This is a genomic window from Pseudomonas lactis, assembly GCF_001439845.1.
Taxonomy (GTDB): domain Bacteria; phylum Pseudomonadota; class Gammaproteobacteria; order Pseudomonadales; family Pseudomonadaceae; genus Aquipseudomonas; species Aquipseudomonas lactis.
Window position 1 is genome coordinate 37,772 of record NZ_JYLO01000007.1, and the last position, 18,282, is coordinate 56,053.

At 61.6% G+C, this 18,282-nt stretch carries 20 protein-coding genes; 10 read left to right on the forward strand and 10 right to left on the reverse strand.

Features of this window, described 5'->3' with window-relative positions:
• Positions 1–94: 94 nt before the first annotated feature.
• Both TX24_RS12745 and TX24_RS12750 read left to right on the forward strand, forming a co-directional pair.
• Positions 95–277: a hypothetical protein gene (locus tag TX24_RS12745; RefSeq protein ID WP_003193784.1), complete on the forward strand. Its 183-nt coding sequence runs from the start codon at positions 95–97 to the stop codon at positions 275–277.
• Positions 278–380: 103 nt separating this feature from the next.
• Positions 381–1,577, forward strand: a complete 1,197-nt coding sequence (locus TX24_RS12750) for an MFS transporter (protein WP_034134359.1) — start codon at positions 381–383, stop codon at positions 1,575–1,577.
• On the opposite strand, the gene arfB is transcribed toward TX24_RS12750, so the two are convergent.
• Positions 1,574–1,987, reverse strand: a complete 414-nt coding sequence (gene arfB, locus TX24_RS12755) for an alternative ribosome rescue aminoacyl-tRNA hydrolase ArfB (RefSeq protein ID WP_003193787.1) — start codon at positions 1,985–1,987, stop codon at positions 1,574–1,576. The genes TX24_RS12750 and arfB overlap by 4 nt on opposite strands.
• Positions 1,988–2,094: 107 nt before the next feature.
• Complete coding sequence (locus tag TX24_RS12760; protein ID WP_057710461.1) at positions 2,095–3,513, reverse strand: amino acid permease; 1,419 nt, start codon at positions 3,511–3,513, stop codon at positions 2,095–2,097.
• A gap of 648 nt (positions 3,514–4,161) precedes the next feature.
• Here TX24_RS12760 and TX24_RS32150 point away from each other — a divergent pair.
• The gene (locus tag TX24_RS32150; RefSeq protein ID WP_003175756.1) at positions 4,162–4,299 is read left to right on the forward strand and encodes a hypothetical protein; all 138 of its coding nucleotides are present in this window, start codon (positions 4,162–4,164) and stop codon (positions 4,297–4,299) included.
• Positions 4,300–4,372: 73 nt separating this feature from the next.
• Entirely contained in the window at positions 4,373–5,332 is a 960-nt protein-coding gene (locus TX24_RS12770) for a CgnE/CgnB domain-containing protein (protein WP_057710462.1), read from the forward strand.
• 193 nt (positions 5,333–5,525) lie between these two features.
• Here the strand turns inward: TX24_RS12770 and rluB are convergent, their stop codons facing one another.
• The 6 genes from rluB to TX24_RS12800 form a co-directional block, all read right to left on the reverse strand.
• A complete protein-coding gene (rluB, locus tag TX24_RS12775; protein ID WP_003193792.1) occupies positions 5,526–6,734 on the reverse strand; it encodes a 23S rRNA pseudouridine(2605) synthase RluB in 1,209 nt (402 codons plus the stop codon).
• Positions 6,735–6,878: 144 nt separating this feature from the next.
• Positions 6,879–7,070, reverse strand: a complete 192-nt coding sequence (locus tag TX24_RS12780) for a DUF1289 domain-containing protein (protein ID WP_003193793.1) — start codon at positions 7,068–7,070, stop codon at positions 6,879–6,881.
• A 126-nt stretch (positions 7,071–7,196) separates the two neighbouring features.
• Positions 7,197–8,117: an SMC-Scp complex subunit ScpB gene (scpB, locus tag TX24_RS12785; RefSeq protein WP_003193794.1), complete on the reverse strand. Its 921-nt coding sequence runs from the start codon at positions 8,115–8,117 to the stop codon at positions 7,197–7,199.
• Between the two features lie 12 nt (positions 8,118–8,129).
• Positions 8,130–8,828 (reverse strand): segregation and condensation protein A, encoded by a 699-nt coding sequence (locus TX24_RS12790; RefSeq protein ID WP_164365898.1) that lies wholly within the window; start codon positions 8,826–8,828, stop codon positions 8,130–8,132.
• 120 nt (positions 8,829–8,948) lie between these two features.
• The gene (locus TX24_RS12795) at positions 8,949–9,578 is read right to left on the reverse strand and encodes an L-threonylcarbamoyladenylate synthase (RefSeq protein WP_003193796.1); all 630 of its coding nucleotides are present in this window, start codon (positions 9,576–9,578) and stop codon (positions 8,949–8,951) included.
• 13 nt (positions 9,579–9,591) lie between these two features.
• Entirely contained in the window at positions 9,592–10,455 is an 864-nt protein-coding gene (locus TX24_RS12800) for a PHP domain-containing protein (protein WP_003193798.1), read from the reverse strand.
• 87 nt (positions 10,456–10,542) lie between these two features.
• Between TX24_RS12800 and TX24_RS12805 the strand changes: the two genes are divergently transcribed.
• From TX24_RS12805 to TX24_RS12830, 6 genes are all read left to right on the forward strand, one after another.
• Positions 10,543–11,139, forward strand: coding sequence for a septation protein A (locus TX24_RS12805; RefSeq protein WP_003193799.1), 597 nt, complete (start codon positions 10,543–10,545; stop codon positions 11,137–11,139).
• A 1-nt stretch (position 11,140) separates the two neighbouring features.
• Entirely contained in the window at positions 11,141–11,440 is a 300-nt protein-coding gene (locus tag TX24_RS12810) for a YciI family protein (protein WP_003193801.1), read from the forward strand.
• 100 nt (positions 11,441–11,540) lie between these two features.
• On the forward strand, positions 11,541–12,218 hold the full coding sequence (locus tag TX24_RS12815) for a response regulator transcription factor (protein ID WP_003193803.1): 678 nt from the start codon (positions 11,541–11,543) through the stop codon (positions 12,216–12,218).
• A 251-nt stretch (positions 12,219–12,469) separates the two neighbouring features.
• The gene (locus TX24_RS12820) at positions 12,470–12,928 is read left to right on the forward strand and encodes an LTXXQ domain protein (RefSeq protein WP_003193804.1); all 459 of its coding nucleotides are present in this window, start codon (positions 12,470–12,472) and stop codon (positions 12,926–12,928) included.
• A gap of 65 nt (positions 12,929–12,993) precedes the next feature.
• Positions 12,994–14,340, forward strand: a complete 1,347-nt coding sequence (locus TX24_RS12825; RefSeq protein WP_034134363.1) for a sensor histidine kinase — start codon at positions 12,994–12,996, stop codon at positions 14,338–14,340.
• A 37-nt stretch (positions 14,341–14,377) separates the two neighbouring features.
• A complete protein-coding gene (locus tag TX24_RS12830) occupies positions 14,378–15,727 on the forward strand; it encodes a CoA transferase (protein ID WP_057710463.1) in 1,350 nt (449 codons plus the stop codon).
• A gap of 88 nt (positions 15,728–15,815) precedes the next feature.
• Here the strand turns inward: TX24_RS12830 and TX24_RS12835 are convergent, their stop codons facing one another.
• Both TX24_RS12835 and arcD read right to left on the reverse strand, forming a co-directional pair.
• On the reverse strand, positions 15,816–16,679 hold the full coding sequence (locus tag TX24_RS12835) for a DNA-3-methyladenine glycosylase family protein (RefSeq protein ID WP_057710464.1): 864 nt from the start codon (positions 16,677–16,679) through the stop codon (positions 15,816–15,818).
• Positions 16,676–18,103, reverse strand: a complete 1,428-nt coding sequence (arcD, locus tag TX24_RS12840; protein WP_057710465.1) for an arginine-ornithine antiporter — start codon at positions 18,101–18,103, stop codon at positions 16,676–16,678. Before arcD ends, TX24_RS12835 begins: the two co-directional genes overlap by 4 nt.
• Positions 18,104–18,282: the final 179 nt, after the last annotated feature.

Here is an 18,282-nt window from a genome sequence, read left to right on the forward strand (position 1 = left end):
AGCGCGAAAGCCGGGACTGACGCCGTACCAGACCGTGTGGAAAGCGCGCCTTTGAGCGCTTTCCACACTGCCTGAATCATCCGAGACCTTCACTATGACCACTTCCCCTTCCGACACGCCGGACGCCGCTGTACTCGACGCTGCCTTGCAAATGGTCGAAGTCTGGAACCGCCTCAGTGCCGACAAGCAAGCGGCACTGCTCAAGCGCTTCGGCACCCAGGAAAACGCCCTGGCGGCCCTGGTGACCACCCAATTGCTGGCCCCCGCCCACGCTTGATCGGCTTTAGATCTGACGTTTTACATTTTTGCCGCCCTGCCCGGCCTGCGCGCCGGTATCATTAGCAGCCTATCTTTACCTGCTGCGACAGTGGATCTCTCCCATGCCAGATACCCAGCGCCCTATGGCGGTCACGCTGCAAGTCGTTTCCATCGTGCTGTTTACCTTTATCGGCTACCTGAATATCGGCATCCCCCTGGCCGTATTGCCCGGTTATGTGCATAGCCAACTGGGCTATGGCGCCGTTATCGCCGGGCTGGTAATCAGCGTGCAATACCTGGCTACCCTGCTGAGCCGCCCCTATGCCGGCAAGATCATCGACAACCTGGGCAGCAAGCGCGCCGTGCTGATCGGCCTGGTGGGCTGCGGTTTGAGCGGCGTATTCATGTTGCTGGCGGCGTGGTTCTCCAGCCTGCCGGCCTTCAGCCTCGGTTGCCTGCTGATCGGTCGACTGGTGTTGGGCAGCGCCGAAAGCCTGGTGGGTTCGGGCGCGATTGGCTGGGGCATTGGCCGTGTCGGCGCCGCGAACACGGCCAAGGTTATTTCCTGGAACGGCATCGCCAGCTACGGCGCGCTGGCGGTCGGCGCGCCGTTGGGGGTGCTGCTGGTCAGCCAGTTGGGGCTGTGGAGCATGGGCGTCAGCATCATTCTGTTGGCCGTACTGGGTGTGGTGTTGGCCTGGAAAAAACAAGCCGCGCCGATTGTGCCCGGCATCCGTTTGCCGTTCATGAATGTACTGGGCCGCGTGCTCCCCCATGGTTGCGCGCTGGCATTGGGCTCTATCGGCTTTGGCACCATCGCCACCTTTATCACGTTGTATTACAGCACCCAGCACTGGGATAACGCGGTGTGGGCCTTGAGCCTGTTCGGTGCCAGCTTTATCGGCGCGCGCTTGCTGTTTGGTAATTTGATCAACCGCATTGGCGGGTTTCGCGTCGCCATCGCTTGCCTGTCGGTGGAAGTGCTGGGCCTGCTGTTGCTGTGGCTGGCGCCGGATGCCCAGCTGGCGTTGGCGGGTGCGGCGTTGAGCGGCTTCGGCTTTTCCCTGGTGTTCCCGGCGTTGGGGGTAGAGGCGGTCAACCTGGTGCCGGCCTCCAGCCGTGGCTCGGCGGTGGGCGCCTATTCGCTGTTTATCGATTTGTCCCTGGGCATCACCGGGCCACTGGCGGGCGCCGTGGCGGCAGGTTTTGGCTTTGCCTCGATCTTCCTGTTCGCCGCCCTCGCCGCTTTCGCCGGTTTGCTGCTGAGCGTCTACCTGTACCGGCAGGCGCCCAAGGCCCGCGAAACACGCGACGCCTAGAAGTCGACCTTGCCGCGCCCGGCCTTGATGCTGCCGCGCTTGGTCTTGGACTCCAGGCGGCGTTTCTTCGAGCCCAGGGTAGGCTTGGTCGGACGACGCTTTTTCTCGACCTTGGTGGCGCTCTGGATCAACTCCACCAGACGCTCCAGCGCATCGGCGCGGTTCTGCTCCTGGGTGCGATATTGCTGGGCCTTGAGCACCAGCACGCCTTCGCTGGTGATGCGGCTGTCACGCAGCGCCAGCAGGCGCTCCTTGTAGAACTCTGGCAACGACGAGGCCGGAATATCAAACCGCAGGTGCACCGCACTCGACACTTTATTGACGTTCTGCCCACCGGCACCCTGGGCACGAATGGCGGTCAGCTCGATCTCGGCATCGGGCAGCTGTACGTTGTTGGAAATCACCAGCATGTAACACGGTCCTCCGGAAGAAGCCCTAGGATACGCGAATGCACCTTGGCCATCCCCTCAAACAACAAACCCGGCACAAGGCCGGGTCTGCTTAACAACATTGACGCTTACTTCACCGCGGGGACCGCCATATCCATGGACTGCTGCGCCCGCTTGTTCTTGACCCAGTAACAAACGCCCATGAACGCCACCCACACCGGGATCGCGTACACCGAGCGGTCAATGCCCGGAATCATCAACATGGTGCCCAAAATAAACACCACAAACGCTACACAGATGATGTTGCCATACGGGTACCACAGCGCCTTGAACAGCGGCACCTGGCCGGTGCGGTTCATGTGCTGGCGGAACTTGAAGTGGGAGAAGCTGATCATCGCCCAGTTGATCACCAACGTGGCCACCACCAGCGACATCAACAGTTCCAGCGCGTCATGGGGCATCAGGTAGTTCATCAGCACCGCCACCAGGGTGATCGCCGCCGAGGCCAGGATCGAACGCACCGGCACACCGCGCTTGTCGATCTTCGCCAGGGCCTTGGGCGCATCGCCTTGCTCGGCCATGCCCAAGAGCATGCGGCTGTTGCAGTAGGTGCCGCTGTTGTACACCGACAGCGCGGCCGTCAGCACCACGAAGTTGAGAATATGCGCGGCCGTGTTACTGCCCAGCATCGAGAACACCTGTACGAACGGGCTACCGCTATAGGCATCGCCGGAGGCGTTGAGGGTCGCCAGCAGGCTGTCCCACGGGGTGAGCGACAGCAGTACCACCAGGGCACCGATGTAGAAAATCAGGATGCGATAGATCACCTGATTGATCGCCTTGGGGATCACGGTACGTGGCTGGTCGGCTTCGGCAGCGGTAAAGCCGAGCATTTCCAGACCGCCGAAGGAGAACATGATGATCGCCATGGCCATCACCAAGCCGCCGACGCCATGAGGGAAGAAACCACCATGCTCCCACAGGTTGCTGACCGAGGCTTGCGGGCCGCCGCTGCCGCTGACCAGCAGGTAGCTGCCCAGGGCAATCATGCCGACGATCGCCACCACCTTGATGATGGCGAACCAGAACTCGGCTTCACCGAAGACTTTGACGTTGGCCAGGTTGATCGCGTTGATCAGCACGAAGAACGCCGCCGCCGAGACCCAGGTCGGAATCTCCGGCCACCAGTAGTGCACGTACTTGCCGACGGCCGTCAGTTCCGACATACCCACCAGAATGTACAGAATCCAGCAGTTCCAGCCCGACAGGAAGCCGGCGAAACCGCCCCAGTACTTGTGGGCAAAGTGGCTGAAGGAGCCGGCGACCGGCTCCTCGACAATCATTTCGCCAAGCTGGCGCATGATCATGAAGGCGATAAAGCCGCAGATGGCATAGCCCAGGATCATCGACGGGCCGGCGGATTTGAGCACCCCGGCCGAGCCCAGGAACAGGCCGGTGCCGATGGCGCCACCGAGGGCGATCAACTGGATATGCCGGTTTTTCAGGCCGCGTTTCAGCTCGCCTGAAGAAGAATGGGGTCCACTCATGAAAAGGGTCTCACGCAAGGTTTGAAGAGTTGAATGCAGGTTGCTGCCTTGAATTACCGACTCAAGCAGCGCCGCTCAAACCCCAGCGCAGGCACCAGGAGTACAGCGTTTTTCTAATGGTCATGCGTCACCTGTTTGTTTTTATCTGTGACGAAATCGAACCCGTCCGGCTCGTGGCCAGGCGGAGTGATCAGGGGGATCAAACCCTGAGGTCTTAGCCTTTTGCGTGGGTACGCAAGGGGGGGTCACAGTAAAACGCGGCGCATTGTACACCGCTCGACAGCTTCGGCACGCACCGGGAAAGTGCACAGGCAAATCTGTCAGCTAATGCTTACATCAGCATGCCCCCCAGCAAAGCCAGGGCAGTTACGTAAATCTATCGTTACACCCCGGAAAATCTGCGTTACAGCCAGACTTTGGCAGCCTTCAACGGAATTCTGTCGGTAGGCAACGTCTGAAGAATCGCTTCAGCCAATTCACTGTTTTACCTGAATAAAAAAACTCGACAAAAAACAGAAGAAAAAATCCAAATGAAACCGTGTCAATAAATTTTTTGCATTTCGAAACACTCTCTTCTAGGTTCTTTGCACTTGCCCACGAAGCCCGTGGGTGAGCCGTTCTCAATCAACGTCCTCTAGGAGATACACCATGCAAGCACTGGAAAACGACCTGGAAACCGAACTGCAACTCGACGATTGGTTTGAAGCGCCGACCCATGAGGCCGCCGTTGAAATGATGCAAGCCGATGCCGTTGTGCCTTTTGGCACTGCGATGTGGCCTTTCTAATACCCGGCAGGCATCCGGCAGGCGCTGTGCACGGCGCCTGCCCCCTTACCCAAGGCACAGAAGGACACCCGTCATGGACAAGGCCCGCGCCGTCGAACACTTTCTCTACTACCTTGCGCACCATCCGGCCCTCAACGGCCTGAACCGCCCTACCGTGTTGCTGGGCCATACCGCGCGCTATGACGCCATCGCCCAGGCGATAACCCAAGGCAGCGCCGCCCGCTTCAACTTCCAACTGCAACGCCTGGACCTGGCGCCCAGCGACACCCTGGCCCAGGCCATTCAAAGCTGCGACCTGTACCTGTTTCTCTACGATTCCTCCACGCTGCCCAACCCACGCGCCGAAGGCCCTGACTTTATCCGCGCCCTGCAAGGCGTGATGGCCGAGCACTGGAAGAAATCCCTGCTGTTCAAGGATTACGGCGACTATTTCTACGACACCTTCAGCGTCGAGCCCCAACGCATCGCCGACCTCAACGCCACGTTGATCCGGCGCATGGCCCAGGCCAACGTGCTGAGCTTTACCGACAAACACGGTTCGCGCCTGGAAGCGCCGATGAGCAGCATCAAGAAGTGGACCAATATCAACGGCGTCGGCAACCACGACCTGGCGCCCGGCGAAATCGCCACCCACAGCGAAGCCATCAACGGCCAGGTGCGGTTTGTCGGCACCTTCCTCAGTACTATCCCCTTTGCACGCAAATACGGCGTGCTGCAATCACCGCTGGAGTTATGGATCGAAAACTCCACCGTTTGCAGCGTGGCCAGTGATGTGCCGGGGCTGGCGGATGATTTCAACAAGTACCTGAATGCCAACCCGTCCAACCGTCGTGTGGAGGAGTTGGGGATTGGTACCAATGAAGGGGTCAAGGACCTGTATGCGCGCAATGCCGGGTTTGAAGAGCGCCATTGCGGGTTGCACCTGGGCTTGGGTGGCGGGCAGAAAGGCAGTCATCACCTGGACCTGATCTTTGCCAGTGGGGTGCTGGCGCTGGATGACAAGCCGGTGTTTGATGGCGCCTTTGCCTTTTAAAAATCCGTCAGACGTATAGAGATCCCTGTGGGAGCCGGGCTTGCCCGCGATAGCGGTGGGTCAGTTAGCATAAAGGTGGCTGACCCACCGCTATCGCAGGCAAGCCAGCTCCCACAGTTGATTGCATTTCAAAGGTAGATCGCAAAAAAAACGCCAACCCTAGGGTTGGCGTTTTTGTGCAGCGCTTAACGCATCACTGCGGCTTCTTGCGACCAAAACCAGGGCGCTGGCCGGAACCGGCCGGGGCGCCACGGCGCTTGCCCGACGGCTCGTCCGCGACCAGTTTCGGGCCAGGGCGCTTGTTCGCCGCTGGCTTGGCTGGACGCTTGGTGCTGGCGTTGTCGGCCGGGCGATCCGATTCACCACGGTTGCTGCGACCACCCGCCGGCGCAGGACGCGGCGTACGTGGCGCACGCTCGCCTTCTTGACGCGATGGCGCGGTGGGGCGGCGCTCGCCTTCAATGTGCGGCTGACGCGAGATACGACCGCCGGTGGCCGGTGCATCCAGCGCAGGGCGCAGGGTGCGGGCAACACGTTCGGTACGTGGCACCGGGCGCGACGATTTACGCTGCATACGCTCAAGCTTGTCTTTGCTCTTGGCGTTCATCTGCGGCATGGCAACCGGCGTCAGGCCCACTTCGGCGCTGAGGATATCGACTTCGTACTGGCTCATTTCGCGCCAGCGGCCCATCGGCAGGTCGGAGTTCAGGAACACCGGGCCAAAACGCACGCGCTTGAGGCGGCTGACCACCAGGCCCTGGGACTCCCACAGGCGACGCACTTCACGGTTACGGCCTTCCATCACCACGCAGTGGTACCAGTGGTTGAAACCTTCGCCACCTGGCGCCTGCTTGATGTCGGTGAACTTGGCCGGGCCGTCTTCGAGCACCACGCCCGCCTTGAGGCGTTCGATCATCTCGTCATCGACTTCACCACGCACACGCACGGCGTATTCACGGTCCATCTCGTAGGACGGGTGCATCAGGCGGTTGGCCAACTCACCGTCAGTGGTGAACATCAGCAAGCCGGTGGTGTTGATGTCCAGGCGGCCGATGTTGATCCAGCGACCTTCTTTAGGCTTGGGCATCTTGTCGAACACGGTCGGACGGCCTTCCGGGTCGTCACGGGTGCAGATCTCGCCGTCGGGCTTGTTGTACATGATCACGCGGCGCACCGATTCGGCGGCCTCTTCACGCTTGATGACCTTGCCATCAATGGTGATTGCATCGTGCAGGTCGACGCGCTGGCCGAGGGTGGCCTCGACGCCGTTGACCTTGATGCGCTTCTGGGTGATCCAGGCTTCGACGTCGCGGCGCGAGCCCACGCCGATACGCGCCAGCACCTTTTGCAGTTTTTCGCCTGCTGGGCCGATTTCCTGGTCTTTCTGGTCTTGGTCATTCATCGTAAGCACCTCCCGGTGGGTCGATTCAGGCATGGCCTGAGGGGTATTGAAAGCGGGGCCTTGGCCGAATAGGTCGGCAAGGGGTCGCGAATCATACGCGCATGGCGCGTGTTGCGCATCACAGACTAGCCGATAACGCCCAGCTCATTTGCTTTTCCGCCGACCGGTGGCCCCCAGGGCCAGCAATCGCAGCTCGGCTTCGGCCAATACCGTGCGCTTGTCGGCTTTATCGAGTTTCTTCCAGGCACGGATTTCACGCTTGCTGCGGCCACAGCCGACGCAGATGTCGTCGTTGAATTTACAGATGCTGATGCACGGGTCTTTCAGGGCACTCATGGTCGATCCTCTGTGGGAGCTGGCTTGCCTGCGATGGCATCACCTCCTTGCATCTGAGAGACCGAGGCGTCTGCATCGCAGGCAAGCCAGCTCCAACATGGGTTGCGCGGTGAACGTCAGAGCCGGTCAGTCTTCGAGCTGGCGGCGCTCGTTTTCGATGGCCTCGGCCAGCGCCCGGGCTTCGTCTTCTTCGTCACTCAGGGGCGGCTGTTCGAGGGCGGCGACGGCGGCCAGGAGCTTTTCCCGGGCCTGGGCCACGCCAAGCACATCGTCTTCGGCTTCGACCTCAGGCTCGGATTCAACGTTCACCTGGGTTTCTGGCTCCGCCGCACCATCACGCAGCAAATCGTCGAAGTCGGTCTTGATCCCCTGCTCCATGTCGTCCAGTTCCAGCAACAGCGTATGGAAACTGGTCTCGTCCTTGGGCTCCTCCGGCTCGGCGCTGGCATCGGCCAGTTCCTGCAGGCTTTGCGGCACCGGCGCGTCGTCGAAGTCGAGCACCGGCTCGGCTTCCATTTCCCGCAGTTCGGCCAGGGGCGGCAGATCGTCGAGGTTTTTCAGGTTGAAGTGATCGAGGAACACCTTGGTGGTGGCGAACATCGCCGGTTTGCCCGGCACATCACGGTAGCCGACGATGCGAATCCACTCGCGCTCCAGCAGGGTCTTGACGATATGGCTGTTCACCGCCACGCCACGCACGTCTTCGATCTCGCCGCGGGTGATGGGCTGGCGATAGGCGATCAGCGCCATGGTCTCCAGCATCGCCCGGGAATATCGCTGCGGGCGCTCTTCCCACAACCGCCCGACCCACGGCGAAAACTTCTCACGGATCTGCAGGCGGTAACCCGACGCCACTTCGCGCAGTTCAAAGGCACGGCCCTCGCAGGACTTGCGCAGGATCTCCAAGGCCTTCTTGAAGACCGGCGGCTCCGGGCGTTCGGCTTCTTCAAAAAGCTCGAACAGGCGCTCCAAAGATTGCGGTTTACCCGAGGCCAGGAGAAAGGCCTCCAGCAAAGGGGCCAGTTCGCGGGGTTCAGTCAGATTCATCGATTCAGCTCGTTATTCGGCTCGCGCCCGCACGTGGATAGCCGCAAAAGGCTCATTCTGCACCAGCTCGACCAAGGACTCCTTGACCAGCTCTAGGATCGCCATAAAGGTCACCACCACGCCCAGGCGCCCTTCTTCGGCGGTGAACAACTCGACAAAGGGCACAAACCCACCGCCCTTGAGACGTTCCAGCACATCGCTCATGCGCTCGCGGGTGGACAGCGCTTCACGGCTGACCTGGTGGCTCTCGAACATATCGCCACGGCGCAGTACTTCGGCCATGGACATCAGCAATTCTTCCAGGCTCACGTCTGGCAGCAATTTGCGCGCGCGCGCCTCGGGGGCGTCGAGCTTGGGCACCACCACATCACGGCCCACACGGCTCAGGCCGTCGATGCCTTCGGCGGCGGCCTTGAAGCGTTCGTACTCCTGCAGGCGGCGGATCAACTCGGCGCGTGGGTCATCCTCTTCGGCTTCCACCGTCTCCGAGCGCGGCAGCAGCATGCGCGACTTGATCTCAGCGAGCATGGCGGCCATCACCAGGTATTCAGCGGCCAGTTCCAGGCGCACCGACTGCATCAGCTCGACATAGCCCATGTACTGGCGGGTGATTTCTGCCACCGGGATGTCGAGGATATTGATGTTCTGCTTGCGGATCAGGTACAGCAGCAAGTCCAGCGGGCCTTCGAAGGCTTCAAGGAACACCTCCAGGGCGTCCGGCGGGATGTACAGGTCCAAGGGCATTTCCATGACCGCCTGGCCGTACACCATGGCAAACGGCAGTTCCTGCTGGGCGCCGGCCTGGGGGTCAGCGGTTTCCACGGCCGACATTCAGGCCTCGACCATGAACGGAGCCGGGTCGCCACAACCCACACGCACCACTTCTGGCTCACCGTCGGCCAGGTTGATCACCGTGGAGGCCTTATTGCCGCCGTAGCCGCCGTCGATGATCAGGTCGACGTGTTTTTCCAGCAATCGGCGCATTTCGTAAGGGTCGTACAACGGCTCGGTTTCGCCGGGCAGGATCAACGACACGCTCATCAGCGGTTCGCCCAACTCGGCCAGCAGCGCCAGGGCAATCGGGTGTTCCGGCACGCGCAGGCCGATGGTGCGCTTCTTGGGGTGCAGCAACAGGCGCGGCACTTCGCGGGTGGCGTTGAGAATGAACGTGTAGGGCCCCGGCGTGTGGGCCTTGAGCAGACGAAAGGTGCCGGTGTCGACCTTCGCAAACAGCCCAAGCTGGGACAAGTCGCTGCAGATCAGCGCAAAGTTGTGCTTGTCGTCCAGCTGGCGTAGGCGCCTTACCCGCTCGACCGCGCCCTTGTCGCCGATCTGGCAGCCAATGGCGTATGACGAATCCGTCGGGTAGATGACTACACCACCGGCACGGATGATCTCTACGGCCTGCTTGATCAGGCGCGCTTGAGGGTTTTCCGGATGAATCTGGAAGAATTGACTCACGTGCTCTACCTGTTCAGACGGTGGCAATAATGGGGTCATGCTTGAATCGCCCCCACAACAGCGGCAGATCTTCCGGGACCTGGCGATACTCGCCGATCTCGGACCAGCCGCCTGGGCCATGAAAGTCACTGCCGGCACTGACCAGCAGACCAAATTCGCGGGCAAGGATCGCCAGGCTGCCGACCTGTTCGGCGGGTTGATGCCCGTTGACCACCTCGATGGCGTGGCCTCCCGCTCCAATATAGTCGCTGATCAGCTTGCGGCGCTTGCTGCGGGTGAAATCGTAATGCCAGGGATGCGCCAAGCTGACCCAGGCCCCGGAGGCCCGCAGGGTCTGGACGGTGTCTTCCAGGGTCGGCCAATGCAGCTTCACGTCGCCCAACTTGCCGGCGCCCAGCCATTTGCGAAAGGCTTCGGCGCGATCCTTCACATAGCCTTCACGCACCATCCAGTCGGCAAAGTGCGGACGGGCCGGTGCGTTGCCGCTGTCGCCCAGCTCCTGCTGGATGGCGCGGGCGCCGTCGAGGGCACCCGGCATGCCTTTAAGGCTGAGCTTGCGGCTTATTTCTTCGGACCGCAGCCAGCGGCCATCGTGCAATTGGGCAATCGCCGCCACCAAGGGCGGGGCCTTTTGATCAAAACCGTAGCCCAGTACATGGATGGTGGCGCCGCCCCAGGTGCAGGACAATTCCACCCCGTTGACCAGCTGCATGCCCAGGGAATGCGCGGCCTGGCGGGCTTCATCGAGACCCTCGAGGGTGTCGTGGTCGGTCAATGCCAAAACTCGCACGCCTTTTTCAAACGCACGCGCAACCAGTACCGCAGGCGCCAGGGCGCCGTCGGAGGCCGTGCTGTGGCAGTGCAAATCAACATTCACGGGAGTGTGTAACCTCAAGTCAGCTGGCGCTATCGCAACCAAGGATGTTTGTTATTATGCCGCCACATCCAGCTTCTGGCTCTTACTGTGAAACAATTCATCGACTTCATCCCGCTGTTGCTGTTTTTCATCGTTACCAAACTCGACCCCAGGGTCATCGAAATCGCCGGCCACGAGTTATCGTTCGGGGGCATCTACAGCGCCACCGCCGTACTGATCGTCAGCTCAATCCTGGTCTACGGCGCCATCTTCATCTCCCAGCGCAAGCTGGAAAAAAGCCAATGGCTCACCCTTATCGCCTGCCTGGTATTCGGCGGCCTGACCTTGGCCTTCCACAGCGAAACCTTCCTTAAATGGAAAGCCCCGGTGGTGAACTGGCTGTTCGCCCTGGTGTTCATCGGCAGCCACTTCATCGGTGACCGCCTGCTGATCAAGCGGATCATGGGCCATGCGCTGACCTTGCCGGAGCCGGTGTGGGTACGCCTGAACGTGGCCTGGATCGTGTTTTTCCTGTTCTGCGGCGCCGCCAACCTGTTCGTGGCGTTTACCTTCCAGGACTACTGGGTCGACTTCAAAGTGTTCGGCAGCCTGGGCATGACCGTATTGTTTTTGATCGGCCAGGGTATCTACCTGTCGCGTCACCTGCATGACACCGCTGCTACCACACCAAAAACCGAGGACTGACATGCTCTACGCCATCATTGCCACCGACGTTGCCAACTCCCTGGAAAAACGCCTGAGCGTACGCCCGGCCCATGTCGAGCGCCTCAAACAGCTGCAAGCCGAAGGCCGCATCGTACTGGCCGGCCCGCACCCGGCCGTCGACAGCAATGACCCGGGCGACGCCGGTTTCACCGGAAGCCTGATCGTGGCCGAGTTCGCTTCCCTGGCCGACGCCGAGGCCTGGGCCAAGGCTGACCCTTACGTTGCAGCAGGGGTCTACACCGATGTGGTGATCAAGCCGTTCAAGCAAGTCTTGCCTTGAGCCCGGCTGCGTCGAACCTAATCGTTTCGGCGTACTCATAATGGCTCACGGCGTCACCGGTGGGGCCTTCGCCGCCGACAATGGCTAAATTGAGTGAGTCATGAGCGAGCTGTTACTGATAGATGATGACCAGGAGCTCTGTGAGCTGCTGACCAGTTGGTTGAGCCAGGAAGGTTTCCAGGTGCGCGCCTGCCACGACGGCTTGAGCGCCCGTAAAGCCTTGGCCGACAGTGCGCCTGCGGCCGTGGTGCTCGACGTGATGTTGCCCGATGGCAGCGGCCTGGAGCTGCTCAAGCAATTGCGCAACGACCACCCGGAGTTGCCGGTGCTGATGCTCTCGGCCCGGGGCGAACCCCTGGACCGCATCCTCGGCCTGGAACTGGGCGCCGACGACTACCTGGCCAAGCCCTGCGACCCGCGTGAGCTGACGGCGCGCCTGCGCGCCGTATTACGCCGCAGCCACCCAGCCGCGGTGTCCACCCAGCTGGAACTGGGCGACCTGTGCTTCAGCCCGGTGCGCGGCGTGGTCAGCATCGATGAACAGGAGTTCGCCCTCACCGTCTCCGAAAGCCGCCTGCTTGAAGCGCTGCTGCGCCAACCCGGCGAGCCCCTGGACAAACAGGAACTGGCGCAGATCGCCCTGGGCCGCAAGTTGACCCTCTACGATCGCAGCCTGGACATGCACGTCAGCAACCTGCGCAAAAAGATCGGCCCACACCCCGATGGCCGGCCACGGATCGTGGCGTTGCGTAGTCGTGGTTACTACTACAGCCTCTAAACATCACGCTTAACCCTGTGGGAGCTGGCTTGCCTGCGATAGCGGTGTGTCAGTCCACCGTTATGCTAACTGGCCCACCGCTATCGCAGGCAAGCCAGCTCCCACCATTGATTTCATCACCTTCAAGGGTTTTGTCAGCTCCTATCAAACCCGTCTTTACCGAAGCTTTACCCTCCCCTGACCGCCGCTGACCTTGCGCTGCGTAACCTACTCACATCCGGACTCACCGGAATAGAGACAGGAGATACACCATGCGCAAGACCCTTATCGCTTTGATGTTCGCCACCGCCCTGCCCACCGTTGCCATGGCAATGCCGGAAGGCCCAGGCCCGATGGGCGGGCCTGAAAGCCGCATGATGGGTGGCCCAGGCCACGGTGAACACGGCCCGCGTGGCAAAGGCGGCCCGTTCAGCCAGCTGGACTTGAGCAAGGAACAGCGCGAACAGATCCGCAAGCTGATGGGTGACCAATGGCACGCCCGCAAAGACCTGACCCAAAAGTACCTGGACAAACTCCCGGCCGCTGACCAGAAGGCCATGCAGGACGAAATCGCCGCCGGCAAGCAGAAAACCCAGGCCGATATCCGTGCCGTGCTCAAGCCCGACCAGCAGAAGAAGTACGACGAAATCGTCAAGAAGCAAGCCGAGCGCCGCGCCGAATGGAAAGAGTTCCAGGCCTGGAAAGCCCAGCAAGCGCAAAAAGCGCAATAATGGCCTAGCTTCACCCCCAGCCCAGTGGTTCGCGCCGCTGGGCTTTTCCTGTTTGAGGGTTTCCTGTGCGTTCATTGTTCTGGCGTATCCTGGCGAGTTTCTGGCTGGCCATCGCCCTGGTTGCCGGGTTATCGATCCTGCTTGGGCACATGCTCAACCAGGACGCCTGGATTCTCAGCCGCCACCCTGGGCTCAACAACCTGGCCCAGGAGTGGACGCAGCTCTACGAAACCCAGGGCGAAGATGCCGCCCAGGACTTGTTGCAGCAGCGCAAACGCCAGTACCACATCGACGTGCAAGTGCTTAACGAAAGCGGCGACCCGGTGGTGCGCGGCACCTTCCCGCGCCGCGCCGCCGCGTTCGAAGCCCGCCAGAACGACAGCCAGGACGGCCACCTGCCCTGGCGGCGCCTGACCGCCGAGTACACCAGCGCCAAAACCGGCGATACCTATCTGCTGATTTACCGTATTCCTCACCCGGAGCTGGACGCCTGGCACCGCAGCAGCCTGCTGTGGCCTCTCAGTGCACTGGCGATTACCCTGGTGGTGCTGACCCTGTTCAGCTTGCTGGTGACCTTGTCCATCACCCGCCCGCTCAGCCGTCTGCGCGGCGCGGTGCATGACCTGGGGCAAACCACTTATCAACAGAACAGCCTGGCGCAACTGGCCAACAGGCGCGACGAGTTCGGCGTGTTGGCCAACGACTTCAACCGCATGGGCGCGCGCCTGCAAAGCCTGATCGGCAGCCAGCGCCAGTTGCTGCGCGACGTCTCCCACGAACTGCGCTCCCCCCTGGCGCGCTTGCGTATCGCCCTGGCCCTGGCCGAACGCGCCAGCCCCGAAGAACGGGAAAAACTCTGGCCACGCCTGACCCGCGAATGCGATCGCCTGGAAGCCTTGATCAGCGAGATCCTGGTATTGGCACGGGTCGACGCCGACAACGCCAGCGCCGAAGACATCGATCTAAACCCGTTGCTCAGGGCTCTGCAAAAGGACGCCCAACTCAGTGCCCCTGAGCAAGTGGTGCAACTGACGACTGCCAATGATTTACAGCTTAAAGGCTGGCCGACCATGATCGAACGCGCCGTGGACAACCTGCTGCGCAATGCCCAGCGCTTCAACCCGGTGGGCGAGCCGATTGAATTGCAGGCCCAGCATCAAGGCGGGCGCATTCTGATCAGCGTACGCGACCACGGCCCCGGCGTTGAAGCCGAGCACCTGAGCCAATTGGGCGAGCCGTTCTACCGTGCGCCGGGCCAGACCGCCCAAGGCCATGGCCTGGGCCTGGCCATCGCCCGTCGCGCCGCCGAGCGCCATGGCGGCAACCTGATCCTGGCCAACCATCCCGAGGGCGGTTTTATCGCCAGCATCGAACTGCCCTTGATCCCTGGGGTTGCCATACCAGTGGGATGATCTTCTATAGTGGCCCTTCTCTTACGGAGGGCCTTTGATGACTGACCTGCTGACTCCCATCCAAGCCGCACTCGCTTTACCGCACGCCCCATTGCCCCAGCCCCAGGCCGGCGCCCTGCCTTCGACCTTTGCCGTGACTGACCTGGCGGCCGCCAGCATCGGCGCCGCCGGCCAGGCCGTCGCGCAGTTGATTGAGCAACAAACCGGGCGCCTGCCCAGCGTCAGCGTGGATCGGCGCCTGGCCTCGTTGTGGTTCTCCTCGTCGATTCGCCCCGTGGGTTGGCAAGTGCCGCCTTTGTGGGACCCGGTAGCGGGTGACTACGCCAGCGCCGATGGCTGGATTCGCTTGCACACCAACGCGCCCCATCATCGTGCAGCGGCCGAGCGGGTACTGGGGCCTGCCGCTGATCGCGCAGCAATGGCGAGCAAAGTCGCAACCTGGAAAGCCGCCGAACTGGAACAGGCGGTGGTCGATGCGGGCGGTTGTGCGGCGCAGATGCGTAGCTGGCAAGCCTGGCAGCAGCACCCCCAGGGCTTGGCGGTAAATGCCGAGGCGTTGATTCAGCGCGAGGTCTTCGAACCCGGCATCGACACACCCTGGCTCGGCTCAGCCGCTCGCCCACTGGCCGGCATCAAGGTGCTGGATTTAACCCGCGTACTGGCCGGTCCGGTGGCCAGTCGTTTCCTCGCAGGCTTGGGTGCCGACGTACTGCGCATCGACTCACCCACCTGGAACGAACCTGGCGTCGTCCCGGAAATGACCCTGGGTAAACGCTGCGCTCGCCTTGATCTAAAGCGCCACGACGACCGGCAGGTGTTTGAAGCGTTGCTCAAGGACGCCGACATCCTGTTCCACGGCTACCGCGCCGATGCCCTTGAGCAACTGGGTTATACCCTTGGCGAACGGCAGCACCTCGCCCCCGGCCTGATCGACGTCAGCCTCAACGCCTACGGCTGGAGCGGCCCATGGCGTAATCGTCGTGGCTTTGACAGCCTGGTGCAGATGAGCAGCGGGATTGCCGAGGCCGGCATGGCCTGGAAACAGACGGATAAACCGCTGCCGCTGCCGGTGCAGGCGCTGGATCACGCTACCGGCTATTTGATGGCCGCCAGTGCGATCCGGGCGTTGGCCGAGCGCCTGGACTCCGGACGCGGCGGGTCGGCGCGTTTGTCGTTGGCGCGTACGGCGAAGTTACTGGTGGAGGCCGGGCCAGTGGCACAGCAAGCGGCATTGCGTGAGGAAGACATCAATGACCAAGGCCTGGTCGTGGAGCAGACAGCCTGGGGCCAGGCCCATCGACTGCTGGCGCCGCTAAGCATCAGTGGCACGCCGTTGCAGTGGGATTTACCGGCGGTGGAGTTAGGGTCACACCGGCCTCAGTGGTGACCTGGGCACCGCTATCGCAGGCAAGCCAGCTCCCACAGGATCAGTGTGGGAGCCGGGCTTGCCCGCGATGGGGCCATCACCGTCGCTATCAATCCCCGCGGTTCAACGACGTCCACAAATGCTGCGCCGCATACGCCCTCAACGGCCGCCACGCCTCGGCCCGCGCGAATAACTGCCGCGCCGACACCGGCCCACCTTCCAACGCTGCCAAAGCATTGATCAGCCCGATATCCCCCGACGCAAATGCATCCACCTCGCGCAACTGGCGCATGGCGATGTACTGCGCGGTCCACTCTCCAATCCCCGGCAACGCAACCAGCCGTGCAACGCCGTCCTGGAGGCTGGCCTTGGGTTCGAAAAGCTGTGGGTCATCCAACAGCGCCTGGGCCACACCAGACAAGGTACGCCCCCGCGCCTTGGGCATGCCCAGGGTGGCCAGGTCCGCCGCCGCCAGCACTTCAGGTGTCGGAAACAGGTGGGTGATACCGGCGTGCGGGGTTGACAGCGCCTGACCATACTGCGCCACCAACTTGCCCGCCAGGCGAATCGCCGCCACCACGGTGATCTGCTGACCCAGCACCGCACGAATCGCCAGCTCCAACCCATCCCAGGTGCCAGGCAGCCGCAGGCCAGGACGGGCCGCAACCAGTTGCGCCATCAGGGGGTCCTGCGCCAATTGCGCGTTGATTACCTCAGGCACGGCATCCAGATCAAACATCCTGCGCAAGCGCCGCTCGATCTCAGGCATGGCGCCAGGCTCGGGAAAGTCGACCGTCACCTCCAGCCAATCCCCCGCCCCCGGTTCGACGCTGATCCAGCCATGTATCCCTGCCACACTGATGCTGCGTCGGTACACGCCAGCGACCACGGTTTCCAACCCGGTAATCGCTCGCACCGATAAGAACCCCAGCATCGCCGCCCAGTCGTAGGGCGGTTGATACGCCAACCTCACAGTGACAATACCCCGCTATACAGCCCGTACGCGGCCAACCCGGCGCCCGCGATCACGCCGCTGAAAATGCCTTTTTCCACGGTGGTAAACAACGGCTGGCCCTGCTCGCGCTTGGCCAGGGCAAACAGGATCACGCCCGGTGCGTACAGCAACGCCGACAGCAGCAAGTACTTCAAGCCCCCCGCATACAGCAGCCAAATCGCGTAACCGAGGGCAATCAGCCCCACCAGCAGATCTTTCATGCGCCGGCGCTGCCAGCCGGCATAGGTTTCGCCGCGCGCGCTCAATAGCACCGCATAGGCCGCCGACCACAAGTAAGGCACCAGGATCATCGACGACGCCAGGTAGATCAGGGTGGTGTAGGTGCTGGCTGAAAATAGCGTGATCACCAGGAATGCCTGGATCATCACGTTGGTCAGCCATAAGGCATTGACCGGCACCTGATTGGCGTTTTCCTTCTTCAGGAACGCCGGCATGGTCTTGTCCTGGGCGGTGGCATAAAGGATTTCCGCGCACAGCAGCGCCCACGAGAGCAACGCCCCGAGCAGCGAAACCGCCAGGCCGATACTGATCAATACCGCGCCCCAAGGCCCAACGACATGCTCCAACACACCGGCCAGGGACGGGTTCTGCAACTGCGCCAGCTCCGGCTGGCTCATGATGCCCAGGGACAGCACGTTCACCGGCACCAGCAAGGCCAGCACGCCCACGAAGCCAATCACTGTGGCGCGCCCCACGTCCGAGCGTTTCTGTGCCCGTGCCGAGTAAACACTGGCGCCTTCGATGCCGATAAAGACAAACACCGTGACCAGCATCATGTGGCGCACCTGCTCGACCACGCTGCCCATCTGCGGGTTACCCAGGCCCCAGATATCGCGGGTGAAGATATCCGCCTTGAATGCAACCGCAGCGATCACGATAAACATCAGCAGCGGCACAATCTTCGCCACCGTCGTTACCTGATTGATGAACGCCGCCTCTTTGATCCCGCGCATCACCAGAAAATGCACCGCCCACAGCAGCAGCGAGGCGCAGCCGATGGCCAGCGGCGTATTGCCCTGGCCGAACGCCGGAAAAAAGTAGCCGAGGGTGCTGAACAGCAAGACGAAATAACCGACGTTGCCCATCCACGCACTGATCCAGTAACCCCAGGCGGATGAAAAACCCATGTAGTCGCCGAACCCTGCCTTGGCGTACGCATATACCCCGGAATCCAGCTCGGGCTTACGGTTCGCCAACGTCTGGAACACAAAGGCTAGGGTCAGCATGCCGATAGCGGTGATTGCCCAGCCGATCAGTATGGCGCCCACCTCGGCACGGGCGGCCATGTTCTGCGGCAATGAAAAGATGCCGCCGCCAATCATCGAGCCCACCACCAGGGCGATCAGGGCACTGAGCCGGAGTTTCTGGGCGGGTTGGGTCATGCAGGTTCCTCGAAATAAACGGTTGGGTGACAACTGCGCACGCAAGTAATTCAAATTAATAACGTTGTCATAACATAAGGATATGTAAAGGCACGAAGTTTAGGCTTATTTAGAATTTAAATACGTCAATTATGAAGCGATAGTCAAACAACGTACAAAAAATTTGCACATTCGCAAAT